General features: G+C 72.3%; 17 protein-coding genes. 12 read left to right on the top strand and 5 right to left on the bottom strand.

Translation table 11 applies throughout. The features are described from left to right. Nucleotides 1–70: 70 nt before the first annotated feature. The 5 genes from IH50_RS0107245 to thpD all read left to right on the top strand — a co-directional run bounded on the left by IH50_RS0107245 (nt 71) and on the right by thpD (nt 4717). Entirely contained in the window at nt 71–1171 is a 1101-nt protein-coding gene (locus IH50_RS0107245; protein ID WP_030858542.1) for a pyridoxal-phosphate-dependent aminotransferase family protein, read from the top strand. Nucleotides 1172–1798: 627 nt separating this feature from the next. Beyond that, complete coding sequence (ectA, locus tag IH50_RS0107250) at nt 1799–2305, top strand: diaminobutyrate acetyltransferase (protein WP_030858543.1); 507 nt, start codon at nt 1799–1801, stop codon at nt 2303–2305. Between the two features lie 77 nt (nt 2306–2382). Next, nucleotides 2383–3378, top strand: a complete 996-nt coding sequence (locus tag IH50_RS0107255; protein WP_030858545.1) for an aminotransferase class III-fold pyridoxal phosphate-dependent enzyme — start codon at nt 2383–2385, stop codon at nt 3376–3378. Between the two features lie 34 nt (nt 3379–3412). After that, entirely contained in the window at nt 3413–3811 is a 399-nt protein-coding gene (locus IH50_RS0107260) for an ectoine synthase (RefSeq protein ID WP_030858547.1), read from the top strand. Nucleotides 3812–3817: 6 nt separating this feature from the next. Continuing rightward, complete coding sequence (gene thpD, locus IH50_RS0107265) at nt 3818–4717, top strand: ectoine hydroxylase (RefSeq protein WP_030858549.1); 900 nt, start codon at nt 3818–3820, stop codon at nt 4715–4717. A gap of 80 nt (nt 4718–4797) precedes the next feature. Here thpD and IH50_RS0107270 read toward each other — a convergent pair whose 3' ends face one another. From IH50_RS0107270 to IH50_RS0107285, 4 genes are all read right to left on the bottom strand, one after another. Then, nucleotides 4798–5850 (bottom strand): aminotransferase class V-fold PLP-dependent enzyme, encoded by a 1053-nt coding sequence (locus IH50_RS0107270; protein ID WP_030858552.1) that lies wholly within the window; start codon nt 5848–5850, stop codon nt 4798–4800. Nucleotides 5851–5946: 96 nt separating this feature from the next. After that, nucleotides 5947–6657: a DsbA family oxidoreductase gene (locus IH50_RS0107275; RefSeq protein ID WP_030858553.1), complete on the bottom strand. Its 711-nt coding sequence runs from the start codon at nt 6655–6657 to the stop codon at nt 5947–5949. Between the two features lie 87 nt (nt 6658–6744). Continuing rightward, entirely contained in the window at nt 6745–7353 is a 609-nt protein-coding gene (locus tag IH50_RS0107280) for a DUF1349 domain-containing protein (RefSeq protein WP_030858555.1), read from the bottom strand. A 53-nt stretch (nt 7354–7406) separates the two neighbouring features. Further along, nucleotides 7407–8039 (bottom strand): hypothetical protein, encoded by a 633-nt coding sequence (locus tag IH50_RS0107285; protein WP_234328107.1) that lies wholly within the window; start codon nt 8037–8039, stop codon nt 7407–7409. Nucleotides 8040–8267: 228 nt separating this feature from the next. Between IH50_RS0107285 and IH50_RS0107290 the strand changes: the two genes are divergently transcribed. Together IH50_RS0107290 and IH50_RS0107295 are read left to right on the top strand one after the other, a co-directional pair. Next, entirely contained in the window at nt 8268–9989 is a 1722-nt protein-coding gene (locus tag IH50_RS0107290; protein ID WP_030858559.1) for a sensor histidine kinase, read from the top strand. Between the two features lie 92 nt (nt 9990–10081). Next, entirely contained in the window at nt 10082–10744 is a 663-nt protein-coding gene (locus IH50_RS0107295; protein WP_030858561.1) for a response regulator transcription factor, read from the top strand. 3 nt (nt 10745–10747) lie between these two features. Here IH50_RS0107295 and IH50_RS0107300 read toward each other — a convergent pair whose 3' ends face one another. Next, nucleotides 10748–12277 (bottom strand): aldehyde dehydrogenase (NADP(+)), encoded by a 1530-nt coding sequence (locus IH50_RS0107300; RefSeq protein WP_078913886.1) that lies wholly within the window; start codon nt 12275–12277, stop codon nt 10748–10750. Between the two features lie 142 nt (nt 12278–12419). On the opposite strand from IH50_RS0107300, the gene IH50_RS0107305 reads away from it, so the two are divergent. From IH50_RS0107305 to IH50_RS0107325, 5 genes are all read left to right on the top strand, one after another. Further along, nucleotides 12420–13193 (top strand): IclR family transcriptional regulator, encoded by a 774-nt coding sequence (locus tag IH50_RS0107305; protein ID WP_030224445.1) that lies wholly within the window; start codon nt 12420–12422, stop codon nt 13191–13193. 3 nt (nt 13194–13196) lie between these two features. Continuing rightward, nucleotides 13197–13670, top strand: coding sequence for a GNAT family N-acetyltransferase (locus tag IH50_RS0107310; protein WP_030858565.1), 474 nt, complete (start codon nt 13197–13199; stop codon nt 13668–13670). A gap of 92 nt (nt 13671–13762) precedes the next feature. Further along, on the top strand, nt 13763–15220 hold the full coding sequence (locus IH50_RS0107315; protein WP_030858568.1) for a peptidoglycan D,D-transpeptidase FtsI family protein: 1458 nt from the start codon (nt 13763–13765) through the stop codon (nt 15218–15220). 248 nt (nt 15221–15468) lie between these two features. Further along, entirely contained in the window at nt 15469–16074 is a 606-nt protein-coding gene (locus tag IH50_RS0107320; protein WP_030858570.1) for a SigE family RNA polymerase sigma factor, read from the top strand. After that, nucleotides 16071–16937: a hypothetical protein gene (locus tag IH50_RS0107325; protein WP_030858572.1), complete on the top strand. Its 867-nt coding sequence runs from the start codon at nt 16071–16073 to the stop codon at nt 16935–16937. The genes IH50_RS0107320 and IH50_RS0107325 overlap by 4 nt, the downstream gene beginning before the upstream one ends. Nucleotides 16938–16944 lie beyond the last annotated feature (7 nt).

Raw genomic sequence — 16944 nt, forward strand, 5'->3', positions numbered from 1 at the left:
CCCGGGCGAAGGTTTACCCTCGACTCCGTCGTACGTACCCGCGCAGTCGTGAAGTAAAGAGAGCACCGCCGTGACCCACCTCCTCCTCGATCTGCCCCCGCTGGACGCCGCGCGCTTCGCCTCGATCGAGGACCGGGTGGCACGGCTGCTGGGCACCGGGCAGGACGTCGTGATCATGCAGGGTGAGGCGCTGCTGCCGCTGGAGGGCGCGATCCGCGCGACGGCCGGTCCCGGCACGACCGCGCTGAACGTCATCACCGGCCCCTACGGGCAGACCTTCGGCGACTGGCTGCGGGACTGCGGCGCCACCGTGATCGATCTGGCGGTGCCGTTCCACACGGCGGTGACGGCCGAGCAGGTCCGGGCCGCCTTCGCGGAGCACCCGGAGATCGACTTCGTGTCCCTGGTGCACGCGGAGGCGGCGACCGGGAACACCAACCCGGTCGCGGAGATCGGCGAGGTGGTGCGGGCGCACGGGGCGCTGTTCTACCTGGACGCGGTGGCGTCGATCGGGGCGGAGCCGGTGCTGCCGGACGCGTGGGGCGTGGACCTGTGCGTGATCGGGGCGCAGAAGGCGATGGGCGGCCCGGCCGGGGTGTCGGCGGTGTCGGTGAGCGAGCGGGCGTGGGCGCGGATGGCGGCGAACCCGCGGGCGCCGCGCCGCTCGTACCTGTCGCTGCTGGACTGGAAGGAACGCTGGATCGGCGGCGGCCGCAAGGCGCTGCCGCACGCTCCGGCGCAGCTGGAGATGCTGGCGCTCGAGGCGTGCGTGGAGCGGATCGAGGCGGCGGGGCCGGCCGCGGTGACGGCGCGGCACGCGGCCGCCGCGGCGGCGACGCGGGCGGGGGCGGTCGCGCTGGGCGGAGGTCTCGAGCCGTACGTGCGTGACGCGGCTCAGGCGGCGCCGGTCGCCACGACCCTGCGGGCGCCGTCCGGCACGGTGGCGTCGGAGCTGGTGGCCCGCGCCCTGGCCGTCGACCCGGCGCTTCCGCTGGCCGCGGGCGGGGGCGCGCTCGCCCAGGAGATGATCAGGGTCAACCACTACGGTCCCGAGGCGACGCCGGGTGCGGTGCGGGCGTGTCTGACGGGACTGGGAACCGCACTGGCGGAGGCGGGTGCGGTCGTGGACCTGCCGGCGGCGCTGAGCGCGGCCGAGAAGGCCTGGCGCTGAGCCCGGGCCGGGGCCGTTCGTTCTTCTTCGCCCCCGCCGCCCCTTCCCTCCCCCACTCTCGGCTTCGCTCGAGCGGGGGACCCCCATCGTCCCTGAGGACTGCGCCCCAGACCCCCTTTCGGCCCTTCGGGCCTCGTCCTCAAGCGCCGGACAGGCTGAAACTCAGCCCCTCTGGGGGTACCCCCTCTGGGGGTACCCCCTCTGGGGGAGTTTGAGGAGCGGGGGTCCGGGGGCAGCACCCCCGGGTTCGGGACGGGAAGGGGCGGCGGGGGCGTATCGACGGGGTGACCGGTCCGTGAATTCCGTGGGATTATGGAAATCCCTCCCCAAGCATTCTCGGCCCTATTTCCCGATGACCTTTCGGGGCATCTTCCCGTATTCTTCTGCCCGGTTTCAACGACCTTAAACGCCACGATTTCGCGAGCATTCCGCGGGGCGTCACGGGAGTTACACAGTTGTGACCGGTTCCACATCGCGTCCGCTTCGCGCCCTATGTACCGGGAAAAATGGGGCATCCTGCCGACCTGTCGCGCGGACCCGCCCGCCCGCGCGATAACACAGATCGAGCGCGCACGTAACCCCGACAGGCGATGTATTTTTGAATTTACCTGGGTAAGTTCAATTCGCATGACTGCCGCACAAGCAGACCTGCAAATCGACCGCCCCACCGTGGCGGACGGAGCCGTGCTGTGGCGGATAGCCAGGGACTCGAAGGTCCTCGACCTGAACTCGTCGTACAGCTATCTGCTGTGGTGCCGTGACTTCGCCGCCACCTCGGCCGTCGCCCGCGACGAGCACGGAGAGCCGATCGGCTTCGTCAGCGGATACCTGCGGCCGGACAGCCCGCGCACCCTGCTCGTCTGGCAGGTCGCGGTCGACGCGTCGTACCGCGGCCGCGGCCTCGCCGCGGCGATGCTCGACGCACTGGCCGCCCGGACCGCCGGTGAGCACGCGGTGGACACCGTGGAGACCACCATCGCCCCGGGGAACACCGCCTCCGAGCGCCTGTTCACCGCGTTCGCGGAGCGTCACGGCGCCCTGCTGGAGCGCGAGGTGCTGTTCGACGCCGGCCAGTTCCCCGACGGGCCGCACGACCCCGAGGTGCTGTACCGCATCGGTCCGCTCACCCGCTGACCGCCCGGCCCGGCCCCCGATCCTCCGACTTCTTCCGACTCCCTCTGACCTCCCACGCCACCGAGGAGCGATTCGTCGTGACCATCACCCAGCCCGACCTCAGTGTCTTCGAGACCCTCGAGTCCGAGGTACGCAGCTACTGCCGCGGCTGGCCCACCGTCTTCGACCGTGCGCACGGCAGCCGCATGTACGACGAGGACGGCCACGAGTACCTCGACTTCTTCGCCGGAGCCGGCTCACTCAACTACGGGCACAACAACCCCGTGCTGAAACGGGCCCTGATCGACTACCTGGAGCGGGACGGCGTCACCCACGGCCTCGACATGTCGACGACGGCCAAGCGCGCCTTCCTGGAGTCCTTCCAGAACTACGTCCTGCGCCCGCGCGACCTGCCGTACAAGGTCATGTTCCCGGGCCCGACGGGCACCAACGCCGTGGAGTCCGCGCTGAAGCTGGCCCGGAAGGTGAAGGGGCGCGAGGCGATCGTGTCGTTCACCAACGCCTTCCACGGCATGTCGCTGGGCTCGCTCGCCGTGACCGGCAACGCCTTCAAGCGGGCCGGCGCCGGCGTCCCGCTGGTGCACGGCACTCCGATGCCGTTCGACAACTACTTCGACGGCAAGGTCGAGGACTTCCTGTGGTTCGAGCGGCTCCTGGAGGACCAGGGCTCCGGCCTCAACAAGCCCGCCGCCGTGATCGTCGAGACCGTGCAGGGCGAGGGCGGCATCAACGTCGCCCGGCCCGAGTGGCTGCGCTGGGCCGACGGCTCCGCGATGGAGAAGCAGACCCGTGCGCGCGGCGAGCAGGTCGAGCAGGCGCTGATCGCCATCGCCGAGGAGAACCCCGCCGACGTCAAGGAGTCCCGCGGGCGCGGCCTGGTGTGGGGCATGGAGTTCCACGACAAGGACCGCGCGGGCCGCATCGCCAAGCGCGCCTTCGAACTCGGGCTGCTCATCGAGACGTCCGGCCCCGAGAGCGAGGTCGTCAAGCTGCTCCCCGCGCTGACCATCACCCCGGACGAGCTGGACGAGGGCCTCAGGACCCTCGCCCGCGCCGTCCGGGAAACCGCCTGACACACCCACCGAGCCGAGGAGGCATCGCAACACCGTGATCGTCCGTTCGTTCAAGGAGCTCGAAGGCACCGACCGGCACGTGAAATCGGCGTCCGGCACCTGGGAGAGCAAGCGCATCGTCCTCGCCAAGGAGAAGGTCGGCTTCTCCCTGCACGAGACGATCCTGTACGCGGGTACGGAGACGTCGATGTGGTACGCGAACCACATCGAGGCCGTCGTCTGCACTCAGGGCGACGCCGAGCTGACCGACCGCGAGACCGGGAAGACGTACCACATCACCCCCGGCACCATGTACCTCCTGAACGGCCACGAGCGGCACACGCTCAAGGTCAAGGAGGACTTCCACTGCATCTGCGTGTTCAACCCGCCCGTGACCGGACGGGAGGACCACGACGAGAACGGCGTCTACCCGCTGCTCACCGAGGAGGTGTGAGTCACCGTGACCACCACGACCACGAACATCACCGACCTCTACCCCACCCGCGGCGCCACCGAGGTGGCGACGCCCCGGCAGGACCCGGTGGTGTGGGGCGGCCCGGACACGCCCGGTCCCGTCTCCGCCGGTGACCTGGAGGCCCTGGACCGCGACGGCTTCCTCGCCGTCGACCAGCTCATCGGCCCGGACGAGGTCGGCGAGTACCGGCGCGAGCTGGAGCGGCTCACCACCGACCCGGCGATCCGCGCGGACGAACGCTCCATCGTGGAGCCGAAGTCCCAGGAGATCCGGTCCGTGTTCGAGGTGCACAGGATCAGCGAGGTCTTCGCGAAGCTGGTGCGCGACGAGCGGGTGGTCGGGCGCGCCCGGCAGATCCTCGGCTCGGACGTCTACGTCCACCAGTCGCGCATCAACGTCAAGCCCGGCTTCGGTGCCAGCGGCTTCTACTGGCACTCCGACTTCGAGACCTGGCACGCCGAGGACGGCCTGCCGAACATGCGCACCATCTCGGTCTCGATCGCGCTCACCGAGAACTACGACACCAACGGCGGTCTCATGATCATGCCGGGGTCGCACAAGACGTTCCTCGGATGCGCGGGGGCCACGCCGAAGGACAACTACAAGAAGTCCCTGCAGATGCAGGACGCGGGGACGCCGTCCGACGAGGCGCTGACGAGGATGGCGTCGGAGTACGGCATCAGGCTGTTCACCGGCAAGGCCGGCTCGGCGACCTGGTTCGACTGCAACGCCATGCACGGCTCCGGCGACAACATCACGCCGTTCCCGCGCAGCAACGTGTTCATCGTGTTCAACAGCGTGGAGAACACGGCGGTCGAGCCGTTCGCGGCCCCGATCCGGCGGCCCGAGTTCATCGGCGCTCGGGACTTCACCCCGGTGAAGTAGGCGCGCCGCAGGACCGCGGGCCGGGCCTCCTCGTGTGGGACAGGGAGGCACCGGCCCGCTGCCGTGTGCCCGGCGCCGGGTCAGCCGGACAGCGCGTCCAGCAGCCGGTCCACGTCGGCGGCCGTGTTGTAGAGGTGGAAGGACGCCCGCAGGTGGCCCGCGCGGTTCGACACCGCGATGCCCGCCTCGGCCAGCTCCGGCTGGAGGTGCCCGAGTCCGGGCACGGACACGATCGGTGAACCGGGTGCGGGCACGGGCGTGTGGCCCAGGGCGGCGAGCCCCGCGCGGAAGCGGTCGGCGAGGGCCAGGTCGTGGGCGCGGACGGTGTCCACGCCGATCTCCTCGAGCAGTTCGAGGGAGGCGCGCAGTCCCGCGTAGGTGAACAGGGCGGGACTGGAGTCGAACCGCCGTGCGGAGCGGGCCAGTTCGGCGACCGGTCCGTAGCAGCTGTCCCAGGGGTTCTCCGCCGCGACCCAGCTCGCCTGCACCGACGGCAGATCGCCGAGGTCCTCGGGCACCACCAGGAAAGCCGCCCCGTGCGGGCCGAGCAGCCACTTGTGGACGATGGCGACGGAGTAGTCGAACGCGTCGGCCCACGCCGGCAGCCAGCCGGCCGCCTGGGAGAAGTCGACGTAGGTGCGGGCCCCGTGGTCCCGGGCGGCCTCGCGCAGCGCGGCGAGGTCGGCGATCCGGCCGTCGGCGGACTGCACCGCGCTGACCGCGGCCAGCGCGGTGCCGGGCCGGACGGAGTCGGCGAGCCGCTCCAGCGGCACGGCCCGCACCTTGAGGTCGCCACGGGTGTGGAAGGCGTTGAGGACGGAGGCGAAGTCGTCCTCGACGGTGAGGACTTCGGCACCGGGCGGCAGCGAGGCGGCGATCAGCGCGGTGTGCAGAGCGGCCGTGGCCCCGGCCGCCACCCGCTCGACCGGGACGTCGGCCAGCCGGGCGTACGCGGCCCGGCACGCCTCGACGTCGGCGAAGAGCGGATCCAGCGCACGGCCCTCCGCGCGCAGCCGTACGGCGTCCTGGAGCGCGGCCACGGTGCGGGCGGGCAGGAGGGCGCTGCTCGCGGTGTTCAGGTAGGTGTTCTTCGGGGTGAACTCGGCACGGACGAGGTTCTCGAAGGTCTCCACGGGACCACTGTGCGGCCTCGGGATCTCCCCGTCCATTGCTTAATTCTGCGCGATATCACAAAGGAACCCTTATGTGTACGCGCTGACCTGCGCGTTCTACTGCTGCGGCACCGCGCACCCGTCCGGGCCGCAGGCCTCCGCGTCGCCGTCGACCAGGGTCAGTGGCGGACGATCGCCCCAGGCCCGGGTCAGCGCCTGGGTGAACACCTCGGCGGGCTGGGCGCCGGAGACGCCGTACGTGCGGTCCAGCACGAAGAACGGCACACCGTTCGCGCCGAGCTGCGCGGCCTCCCGCTCGTCGGCGCGGACCTCGTCGGCGTACGCCTCCGGGTCGGCGAGGACCTCGCGCACCGCGCCGGTGTCGAGGCCGGCGGCGACGGCGAGCTCGACGAGCCGTTCGTCGTCGTTGAAGAGGGACCGCTCCTCGGCGAAGTTCGCCCGGTACAGCAGGTCGAGCAGCTCCACCTGGCGGCCCCGCTCGCGGGCGAAGTGCAGCAGGCGGTGCATGTCGAAGGTGCTGCCGTGGTCGCGGCCCCGGGTGTGGTAGGGCAGGCCCTCGGCGGCGGCCTGGGCACCCAGGTTGTCCTCACCGGCCTCGGCCTGCGCCTCGCTCATGCCGTACTTCCTGGTGAGCATCGAGAGCACCGGCTGGACGTCGTCCTTGGCGCGGCCCGGGTCCAGCTCGAAGGAACGGTGCACGACCTCGACCTGCTCCCGGTGCGGGAAGGCGGCCAGCGCCTTCTCGAAGCGGGCCTTTCCGACATAGCACCAGGGGCAGGCGATATCGGACCAGATTTCGACGCGCATCGTGATCGGCACTCCAGCTCGTACGGGTACGGAGACTCCCTCCGGCGGCTACGTGAACATTCAACGAGCCGCCTTCATTCCCTTCCCTCAGCTTCCGTCCCGCAGGTCACGCGGCCAGTGGGGCCGGTATTCGATGTGGTCGTACGTCACCACGCACCCCTCCCCCATCGGCGACTGGGTCATGAAGCCGACCAGCGCGGCCCCGGTCTCCTTCTCGTCGCCGAGGGTGAAGAGCCGGACGAAGGTCCAGCGCTCGCCGTCCCGGGAGGCGTGGAAGGCGAAGGCACGCCCGGTGCGGCTCACCCGGAGCCAGACGGAACTGCCGTCGACGGTGAAGGAGTTGGCGTCGTCGGAGTGCCCCCGGGTGACCACCGTGCAGACGGTGGGCACGTCCGGCGAGTACTCCAGACAGAGCTTGGCCCACGCCCGCTCACCGACATGGACGTACAGCACCCCGGCGTCGAAGGCCCCGGCGAACCCGACGGTGACGCGTGCGATCAGCTGGAAGTCCCCCTCGGGCGCGCCCAGCAGACGCGGCGCGTCGGAGGCCGGATCCAGGGCCTCGCCGGTGGGCGGCACGAAACGGTCCTGCCGGGGCCCGGCCCATCCGGTGAGGACGCCGTCCTCGTGGGACCAGTGGCCGTCGGGGCCGTAGGTGCGCAGGGAGAAGGGCAGTTCGGGGATGTCCAGGTCCATGCCGGGAGTCTTCCAGGCCGGGCCCGGTGCCGGGAGCCCGGGGGTGGTCCCGGTCAGCGGTCCTGGAACGTGTCCAGGGCCACGGCCTGGGCGATGGCCAGGCGCGGGTCCAGACCGGGCGCGATCACGTCCACCACATAGCGGTCGCGCGGCCCGAACTTCTTGTCGACCTTCATCACCGGCTTGCCGTCCGTCTCGAAGTCGAAGTGGTACGGCCAGAGGAACGGCACCAGGTCCACCGGCAGGAAGTCCCAGACGCGGCGGAGCACGGCCACGAACCGGTTGCGCTCCCGTCCGACGGCCGCGGGCGAACCCGGCTGGTCCAGCACCCACGTCGAGCGCAGCAGGGAGGCGAAGGTCTTCTTCTCGAACGCGCCGATGGGGTTGCCTTCCGCGTCCCGTACGTCATAGCCGTCGTCGAGGTCGGAGAGGCTGCGCTCCTTGACGGTGAAGGAGACCCGCGTCCTGGACCCGTCGGTGTAGAAGGTCACCTCCTCCTTGAGCGAGAACCGCTTCAGCTCGGCGAAGGCGAGGATCTTGCCGTCGGAACCGTCCGGCAGCAGCTCGCTCACGGTGTACCGGTCGGTCGTGAGGGCGATCTCCTGCCGGACGGTGAAACGTCCGCCGGTCCACCGCTGCACGCCGTCCGCCGTTCCGTTCCCCGAGCCGCCGGTCCGCTGTTTCACGCTGTCCACCGTTTCGCTCCCCAAGCTCTCGGTCCCGCGCCGTCGCCCGTGTGCGTCCGGCGGAGCCATCGTCGCCGTGTGCCCCGCCCCGGAGCAGTCTCCGTAAGTCGTCACCGGCAACGACCAAAGAGGACAAGCCTCTTGGCGGCCGGGAGTCCACTTTCGTCGTCCGGGACCGCACCGAAGGGGGGATGCGGGCGCCCGGGGGCGGCCCTCTATCGTCTGCGCGTGGACGTAGCAGAGACACCCCGCACCGGCCTGCCGCTCCGTTCCCGGCTCGCCGCCGCCTCCCCCTGGCCCCGTAAACGGATCGCCGGGGAGGCCGTACTCGCCGTGACGCTCTCCGGGATCGCGGGCCTCCTCCACACGACGGAGACCGGATCCGTGGCGCGGGGCGGTGCCCTGGCCCTGTTCGTCGCCGTGCTGTCCCTGGCCCGCCGTGCCCTGCCGGCGACGGTGCTGATGGTGTCGTCGGCGCTGGCCGGAGCGGTCGTCGGCACGTTTCCGCTGCTGGTCTGCGCCGGCTGGTCGGCGGGCGGCCGCATCGAGCGTCCGGCGCGCGCACTGGGCGCGTACGCGGCCGGGCTCGTGCTCCACCTCGTCCTCGGCGTCATCACCGTGGGCGACGACGGGCTCGGGCTGTCGCCGCTGATGACGGCCGTGCTGGGCGGGAGCCCGTTCCTGGTGCTGGCGGTCATGCCGGGGCTCGCCTCCCGCTACCGCGCCCAGCGCCGCGCCCTGCTCGACGCCCTGCGGCGGCACAACGCCCAACTGGTGCGCGAGCAGGCGATGGTGGCGCGCCAGGCCCGGCTGCTGGAACGGCAGCGCATCGCCCAGGACATGCACGACAGCCTCGGCCACCAGCTCGCCCTGATCGCCGTGCACACCGGGGCCCTGGAGGTGGACCCGGAGCTGAACGACCGCCAGCGGGAAGGGGTGGGCATCCTCCGGGAGGCCGCCAGGTCGGCGATGCGGGAGCTGCGTGAGGCGGTGGGCATCCTGCGGGACGGCGTGGAGGCGTCCGTGCCCGGCCCGGAGGAGGGGGCCGGGTCCTCGGCGGACCGTACGGCGGCCTCCGTCGACACGCTGGTCGCGTCGTCACGGGCCGCGGGCGCGACGGTGGAACTGCGCCGGTCCGGCACCGAACGGGCCCTCGCGCCCGCCGCCGACCGCGCGGCGTACCGCATCGCCCAGGAGGGCCTGACCAACGCGCACAAGCACGCGCCGGGCGCCCCGATCACCGTGGCGCTGCGCTACGAGCCGGACAGCCTGGTGGTCGAGGTGGCCAACGGGCCGGTGCCGGCCGGGGCGCCGGCCGGGCCGCCCGCGATCAGCGGCGGCCAGGGGCTGACGGGGCTGCGGGAGCGGGCCCGGCTGGTCGGCGGCATGGTGCACACCGGCCCCACCCCCGACGGGGGTTTCCGGCTCGCCGGTGTGCTGCCGTACGGCGACGGCGAGCGGCGGTCCCGTCCGGACGGCGCGACTTCGGTCGCCGCGGACGACGACTTCCGGGGGCAGATCGGCGGGGGCTCCGCGGGCGACGGTGGTGACCACGTCGAACACGCCGATCCGCAGAAGGAGTTCACCACCATCATGAGCAGCAAGAAGAACACCGCCCTGGGATGCGCCCTCAGCGCCGTGGTCCTCGTCGTGGGCGCCGGCGCCCTCCTGGTGTGGGGGGTGTGGAAACTGATGGACGAGGTGGAGAAGGGCCTCATCCCGGCGAGCGTGTACGAGTCGGCCCGGGTCGGCGACGACGAGGCGGAACTGCGGAAGAAGTTCCCGGAAGGCGGCTCGCTGCTCACCGACGGCGTGGAGAAGGACGGCCCGCCGCTGCCCGAGGACGCCGTCTGCGAGCACTTCGTGGACGACGAGGACGACATCGTCTACCGGTTCTGCTTCCGTGACGGGAAGCTGTCCGCCAAGGAGTCCTACCCGCACGAGGTGTGACCGGCCGTCCGTGGCCGTGCCCGCGGCCGGATCGGGCATGATGGGCGGGCCCCACCGTCCGCCCGTCCCACCGACACCGCGCAGGAGGCCGTGTGATCCGGGTCCTCGTCGCCGACGACGAGCCGCTCATCAGGGCCGGCATCAGGATGATCCTCACCTCGGCCGACGACATCGACGTCGTCGCCGAGGCGCGGGACGGCCGGGAGGCGGTGGAGACCGCCCGGAGCACCGCGGTCGACGTGGCCCTGCTGGACATCCAGATGCCCGTGATGGACGGGCTGACCGCGCTGGCCGAGCTGGGCCGCGCCGCGCCGGGGGTGCGCGTGCTGATCCTGACCACGTTCGGGGAACGCGACAACGTCCTGCGGGCGCTCGGCCACGGCAGCGCGGGCTTCCTGCTGAAGGACTCCGCGCCGCAGGAACTGATCCACGCGGTCCGCGCGGCGGCGGCCGGCGACGCCTATCTGTCCCCGGCCGCCACCCGGCACGTGGTGGACTCCCTGGCCTCCCCCGCCGCCACCGTGCGCGGCGAGGAGGCGCGCCGCCGCCTGGCCGGGCTGACGGCACGCGAACGCGAGGTGCTGGCCCTGCTCGGCGAGGGCCTGTCCAACGCGGACGCCGGCGCCCGCCTGCACATGAGCGAGGCGACGGTGAAGACGTACGTCAGCCGCATCCTGACCAAGCTCGACTGCGACAACCGGGTGCAGGCGGCGCTCCTGGCCCGCGACGCGGGCCTGGAGCCGAGCGCGGGGTGAGCCTCAGCGCTCCAGCCTGCCGTTGAACCTGCGGGGCAGCCCCAGCGGGTTGTCGTCCTTGAGTTCCGCGGGCAGCAGCGCCTCGGGCGTCCCCTGGTAGACGACCGGCCGCAGCCACCGCTCGATGGCCGTGCCGCCCACCGACGTGGAGGTGGAGGTGGTCGCCGGGTACGGCCCTCCGTGGTGCTGGGCCGGGGCGACCGCGACGCCCGTCGGCCAGCCGTTGACCAGGACCCGCCCGGCCAGCGGCGTCAGCTCCCGCACCAGCTCCGCCCCGCGGCCCTCCCCGGCCGCCTCCCCGGCGGAGAGCTGCACGGTCGCCGTGAGGTTGCCCGGCAGCCGCGACAGCACGCTGCGCACCTCGGCGTCGTCCTCGTAGCGGGCGACGACGGTGACCGGCCCGAAGCACTCCTCGAGCAGCAGGTCGTGCTCGCCCTCCTGGGCCAGCCGGCTCGCCGGGACGGTGAGGAAGCCCGCGCTGACGGTGTGCTCGCCGCCCGCGCCCGGGGTCACCGGGGACTCGACGTCGGGGAGCTGGGCGCGCTCGGCGACCCCGGCGACGAAGTTGTCGCGCATGCGGTGGTCGAGCAGGACGCCGGCGTCGGTGTCGCTGACGGCGTCCGTCAGGGACTTGACCAGCGCGTCACCGGCCGCGCCGGCCGGCGCGAGGACGAGGCCCGGCTTCACGCAGAACTGGCCGACGCCCAGCGTCATCGAACCGGCCAGCCCGGCGCCGATGGCCTCGCCGCGCTCGGCGGCGGCGGCCTCGGTGACGACGACCGGGTTCAGGGAGCCCAGCTCGCCGTGGAAGGGGATCGGGACGGGCCGGGCGGCGGCCGCGTCGAAGAGGGCGCGGCCCCCGCGGACGGAGCCGGTGAAGCCGGCCGCCGAGACCAGCGGGTGCTTGATGAGCTCGACGCCGGCCTCGAAGCCGTGCACCAGGCCGAGCACGCCCTCGGGGAGGTCGTGGCGGGCGGCGGCGCGGCGCAGGACCTTGGCGACCAGCTCGGACAGTCCGGGGTGGTCGGGGTGGGCCTTGACGACGACCGGGCAGCCGGCCGCGAGGGCGCTCGCGGTGTCGCCGCCGGCCACGGAGAAGGCGAAGGGGAAGTTGGACGCCGAGTAGACGGCGACGACGCCCAGCGGGATCTTGTAGCGGCGCAGGTCCGGGACGGGCGGGGTCGCGGTGTCGTCGGGGTGGTTGATGACGACGTCGAGGAACGCGCCCTCCTCGACGATGCCGGCGAAGGCCCGCAGCTGGTAGCAGGTGCGGGCGAGTTCCCCGGTGAGCCGGACCGGGCCGAGCGCGGTCTCCGCGTCGGCGGCCTCGACGAGCTGGTCCCTGGCCGCTTCGAGCTCGTCGGCGGCCGTGCGCAGGAAGGCCGCGCGGACGGTGCGGTCCGTCAGCGCGCCGCGCGCGTCGTGCGCGGCGCGGACGGCGGCGTCGACCTCCTGGGCTGTGGCCTCCACCGCAACCTGTTCACGCTGCTTCCCGGTTCGGGGGTCGACACTCCAGACTGGTGCTGCTGCCACCGCGGGTCCCTCCACTTGATTGCCGCATGCAATGCCGCAGTATGTACGTCACCCCACAGGGTTGTTCGATATACTGAACACTGTCTCTGTGGGTGAATGTACTTTGGAGACTATTTCCAGGCGAACGAAGGGGTCAAGGGCGATGTCGGCTGGCGAGACGGGCGGCGGGGCGCAGGTCAAGTCCGCGGTGCGGACCGTTGAACTGCTCGAATACTTCGCCGGGCGCCCCGGCATGCACTCCCTGGCGGCGGTCCAGGAGGCCGTCGGTTACCCCAAGTCGAGCCTCTACATGCTGCTGCGCACCCTCGTGGACCTCGGCTGGGTGGAGACGGACGCGACGGGCACGCGGTACGGCATCGGCGTGCGGGCGCTGCTGGTGGGCACGTCGTACATCGACGGCGACGAGGTCGTCGCGGCGGCCCGCCCCACCCTGGACCGGCTCTCCGACGACACCACGGAGACCATCCACCTCGCCCGGCTCGACGGCACCAACGTGGTCTACCTCGCCACCCGCCAGTCGCAGCACTACCTGCGCCCGTTCACCCGGGTCGGCCGCCGGCTGCCCGCGCACTCGACGTCGCTGGGCAAGGCGCTGCTGAGCACGTACCCGGACGAGCAGGTGCGCAAGATGCTCCCGGAGACGCTGCCCGCGCTGACCGAGCACACCATCACGGACCGGGAGAAGCTCATCGAGGAGCTGCACCTGGTGCGGGAGCAGGGCTTCGCCGTGGACCGCGAGGAGAACACGCTGGGGCTGCGCTGCTTCGGTGTGGCGATCCCGTACCGCACCCCCGCGCGGGACGCGATCAGCTGCTCGGTGCCGGTGGCGCGGCTCACGCCCGCGCACGAGCAGATGGTCAAGGACGCCCTGTTCGACGCCCGCGACCGGCTGACCCTCGCCACCCGGAGGCTCTGACCCGTGGACATCGCCCTGCGGCCGGTGCACGACAGCGACCTGCCGGTCTTCTACCGGCAGCTCAACGACCCGGAGGCGCTGCGCATGGCGGCCTTCACCCCCGAGGACCCCGCCGACCGGGACCGCTTCGACGCCCACTGGGTGAAGATCCGCAGCTCGCCGGAGATCGTCGTGCGCACGGTGCTGTACGACGGCGACGTGGTGGGCCACGCGGCGGTGTACGGGGAGCCGGGCGAGCGCGAGGTGACGTACTGGGTGGACCGTGCCCACTGGGGCAAGGGCATCGCCACGGCCGCGCTGCGCGGTCTGCTGGCGGAGACGGCCGAGCGCCCGCTGTACGCGCGTACGGCCGCGGACAACGCCGCTTCGCGGCGGGTGCTGGAGCACTGCGGCTTCACGGTCTCCGCGCGGGAGAGGGGATACGCGCCCGCGCGGGGCGAGGAGATCGACGAGCTGGTGCTCACCCTGGACCGCTGACCGCCGCCGGCGGCCCCCGGCCGATGAACATCCGATGAGAAACGGGGCGGGAGGGAACGATCCGTCCCCTCCCGTTCGTCTGTCCGGACGGAATGAACAAGACGATCAGGCGTGCCTCCGTCCTCATCCTGCTCCTGGTGTTCGCCCTGCTGGTCAGAGCGACCTGGGTGCAGTTCTACGAGGGCCGGGCACTCGCGGACGACCATGACAACCGGCGCAACGCGATCGAGACGTACGCGGAGCCGCTCGGGAACATCGTCGTGGCCGGTGAGTCGGTCACCGGCTCGGCGCGGACGGAGGGAGGCGACCTCGCGTACAAGCGCACGTACGAGAACGGCCCGCTGTACGCGGCGGTGACGGGTTACGCCTCGCAGGCGTACGCGCCGACCCAGCTCGAGGGCATCTACCAGGACCTGCTCAACGGCACGGACCCCCGGCTGAAGACGGTGACGGACACCGTCACCGGCCGGCGCGCCGAGCCGGGCACCGTGGTGACGACCATCGACCCGGCGGTGCAGAAGGCGGCGTACGAGGCGCTCGGCGACAAGAAGGGCGCGGCCGTCGCGATCGACCCGAAGACGGGCCGGATCCTCGCGGTGGTGTCGACCCCGTCGTACGACCCGGCGTCGCTGACCGACGCCAACACCGCGGGCGAGGCGTGGAAGAAGCTCACCGCGGATCCGGACAAGCCGCTCACCAACCGGGCGCTGCGGCAGCCGCTGCCGCCGGGTTCGACGTTCAAGCTGGTCGTCGCGGCGGCGGCGCTGGAGGACGGGCTGTACGGGTCGGTGGACGAGGAGACCGACAGCCCCGACCCGTACACGCTGCCGGGCACGATCACGGACCTGACCAACGAGAACCCGGACGCGCCCTGTGCGGACGCCTCGATCCGGGTCGCGCTGCAGTACTCCTGCAACAACGTCTTCGCGAAGATGGCCGTCGCCCTGGGCCAGGACAAGGTGCGGGCGATGGCGGAGAAGTTCGGCTTCAACGACGAGAAGCAGGACGTGCCGGTGCGCGCCTACCCCAGCGTGTACCCCTCGGACATGGAGCCGTCGCAGACCGCGCTCACCGGGATCGGCCAGTTCGACGTGACCGCGACACCGCTGCAGATGGCGATGGTGTCGGCGGCGCTGGCCAACGGCGGGGAGCTGGTGTCGCCGCACATGGTCAGCCGTGTCACCGACAGCGGCGGCGACGTGCTGGAGGAGTACGAGGACGGGGCCGGGACGGAGCGGATCGTCAGCGCCTCGACCGCCGAGCAGCTCCGGTCGGCGATGGAGACGGTCGTCGAGGAGGGCACGGGATCGAACGCGCGGATCTCCGGCGCCACCGTGGGCGGCAAGACGGGCACCGCGCAGCACGGCGAGAACAACAGCAAGACCCCGTACGCCTGGTTCACCTCGTACGCGACGTCGGACTCCTCGGGTGAGGAGGTCGCCGTGGCGGTCGTGGTGGAGCAGTCCGACGCGGCCCGCTCGGAGGTCAGCGGCAACGGTCTGGCGGCCCCGGTCGCCAAGGCGGCGATGGAGGCGGCGCTGCGGGACTGAGGTCCCACCGGCCGGCAGGTCGTCCGTGCCACGGGCCGTCCCCTTCCCCCCGGGGGCGGCCCGTGGTACGGATGCGGTTACCGGCCGGCCAGACACCGTTCGACCCTCCGCACGAGTCCGTGCATGATCACTGCTACGCTCCGGAACTCACGCCGGTCACTCCGGATGTTCACGTGTCATCTACATGACACGCACACTGTCACCGGTGCCCGTCGGGCGCCCGACGCCGCTGTGAGGGGAGGGCGCCCGTGGGCACCGTCGTCGACGACGCCGCCTCCGTGGAGTTCCACGCGTTCTTCGAACGCCACTACGCCGAACTGTCCCGGCTGGCCCATCTGCTGACGGGTGAGGCGGACGCCGCCGACGATCTGGCGGCGGACGCGCTGCTGGCGCTGTGGCACCGCTGGGACCGGGTGCGTGCCGCCGACCATCCGGTGGCGTACGCCCGGGGCGTGGTGGCCAATCTGGCCCGGACCCGGATCCGCAGCGCGGTGCGCGAACGGCGGCGGATCGCGCTGTTCTGGTCGCCGCGCGAGGAACGGACCGAGAACCCCGACGTGCCGGGGGTGGTGGACGTGCAGGAGGCGCTGCGCCGGCTGCCGTTCCGCAAGCGGGCGTGTGTGGTGCTGCGGCACGCCTTCGACCTGTCGGAGAAGGACACCGCGCTGGCGCTGGGCGTCTCGGTGGGTACGGTGAAGAGCCAGACCTCGAAGGGGATGGCCGAACTGCAGCGGCTGCTGGGCACGCGGGAGGTACCGCGCCAGGTGCACGCGGCGGTGGCGGCCGCCGCGGGCGGGGAAGCGGCCGGAGACGCGCGGAAACGCCCCACCGGGGCCAGGGGAAGGAACCGATGACGATGCGGCGGGACGTGCACGAGGAGCTGCGCGCCCGGCTGCACGAGGCGGCCGGGGCGCACGAGCCCGACCGGGAGCGCATGCTGGCCCGGGTGGAGCGGGGCATGGCCGGACCGGCCCGCCCCGAGCACCGGGCCGCGCGCCGGCCGGTGTTCGGCTGGGTCCGGGTGGCGGGCGCGACGGCCGCGGTGGCCGGGGTGCTGGCGGTGGGGGGCTACGCGGTCGCGTCCTCGGTGGGGGACGAGAAGCCGCCGCAGCGGCAGGTGGCCGCCTCACCGACGCCCACGCGGTCCCCGGAGGCGACGAGCCGGCCGCCCGAGCCGTCGGCGGACCCCACGCCGGACCCCCCGGAGCGGCCCCGGAACACGGCCACCCCGCCCGCGGGGACGCCGCGTCCGTCCGGCAGCCCCGAGAAGCCTCCGGCCGGGGTCGAGGACGGGCCGCTGTGGTCGGACGGCTCGGTGGACCCGCACAGCAACGAGTTCTGGGCGCAGAGCAACGTCACCCTGAAGACCACCGAGCGGCTGACCTCGCTCACCGTGGAACTGCGGATCGCGCAGACCGGCGGGGTGACCTCCACGGGCGCTTGGCGCTCGCTGCCCGAGGACGACTTCGAGCTCTCGGTGGACGAGCGGGACGGCTTCCTCGTCTACGTCTGGACGCTCAAGGACGGCCTGACGGTCGAGCCCGGCGAGTGGATCTTCGCGGGGCAGTACGACCACGAGCGCGGCGGGCGGGACGCCGGGGAGGACACCTACACGGCGCGGGCCGGCACCGGTTCCGGAGAGCTCGCGGTCGGCGGTGACTTCGCGCCGCGGGACGACCGGGACGACGAGGACGCGGCGGACGACCGGGACGAGTGAAAAAGAT

This window comes from Streptomyces sp. NRRL S-37 (assembly GCF_000721605.1).
GTDB lineage: Bacteria > Actinomycetota > Actinomycetes > Streptomycetales > Streptomycetaceae > Streptomyces.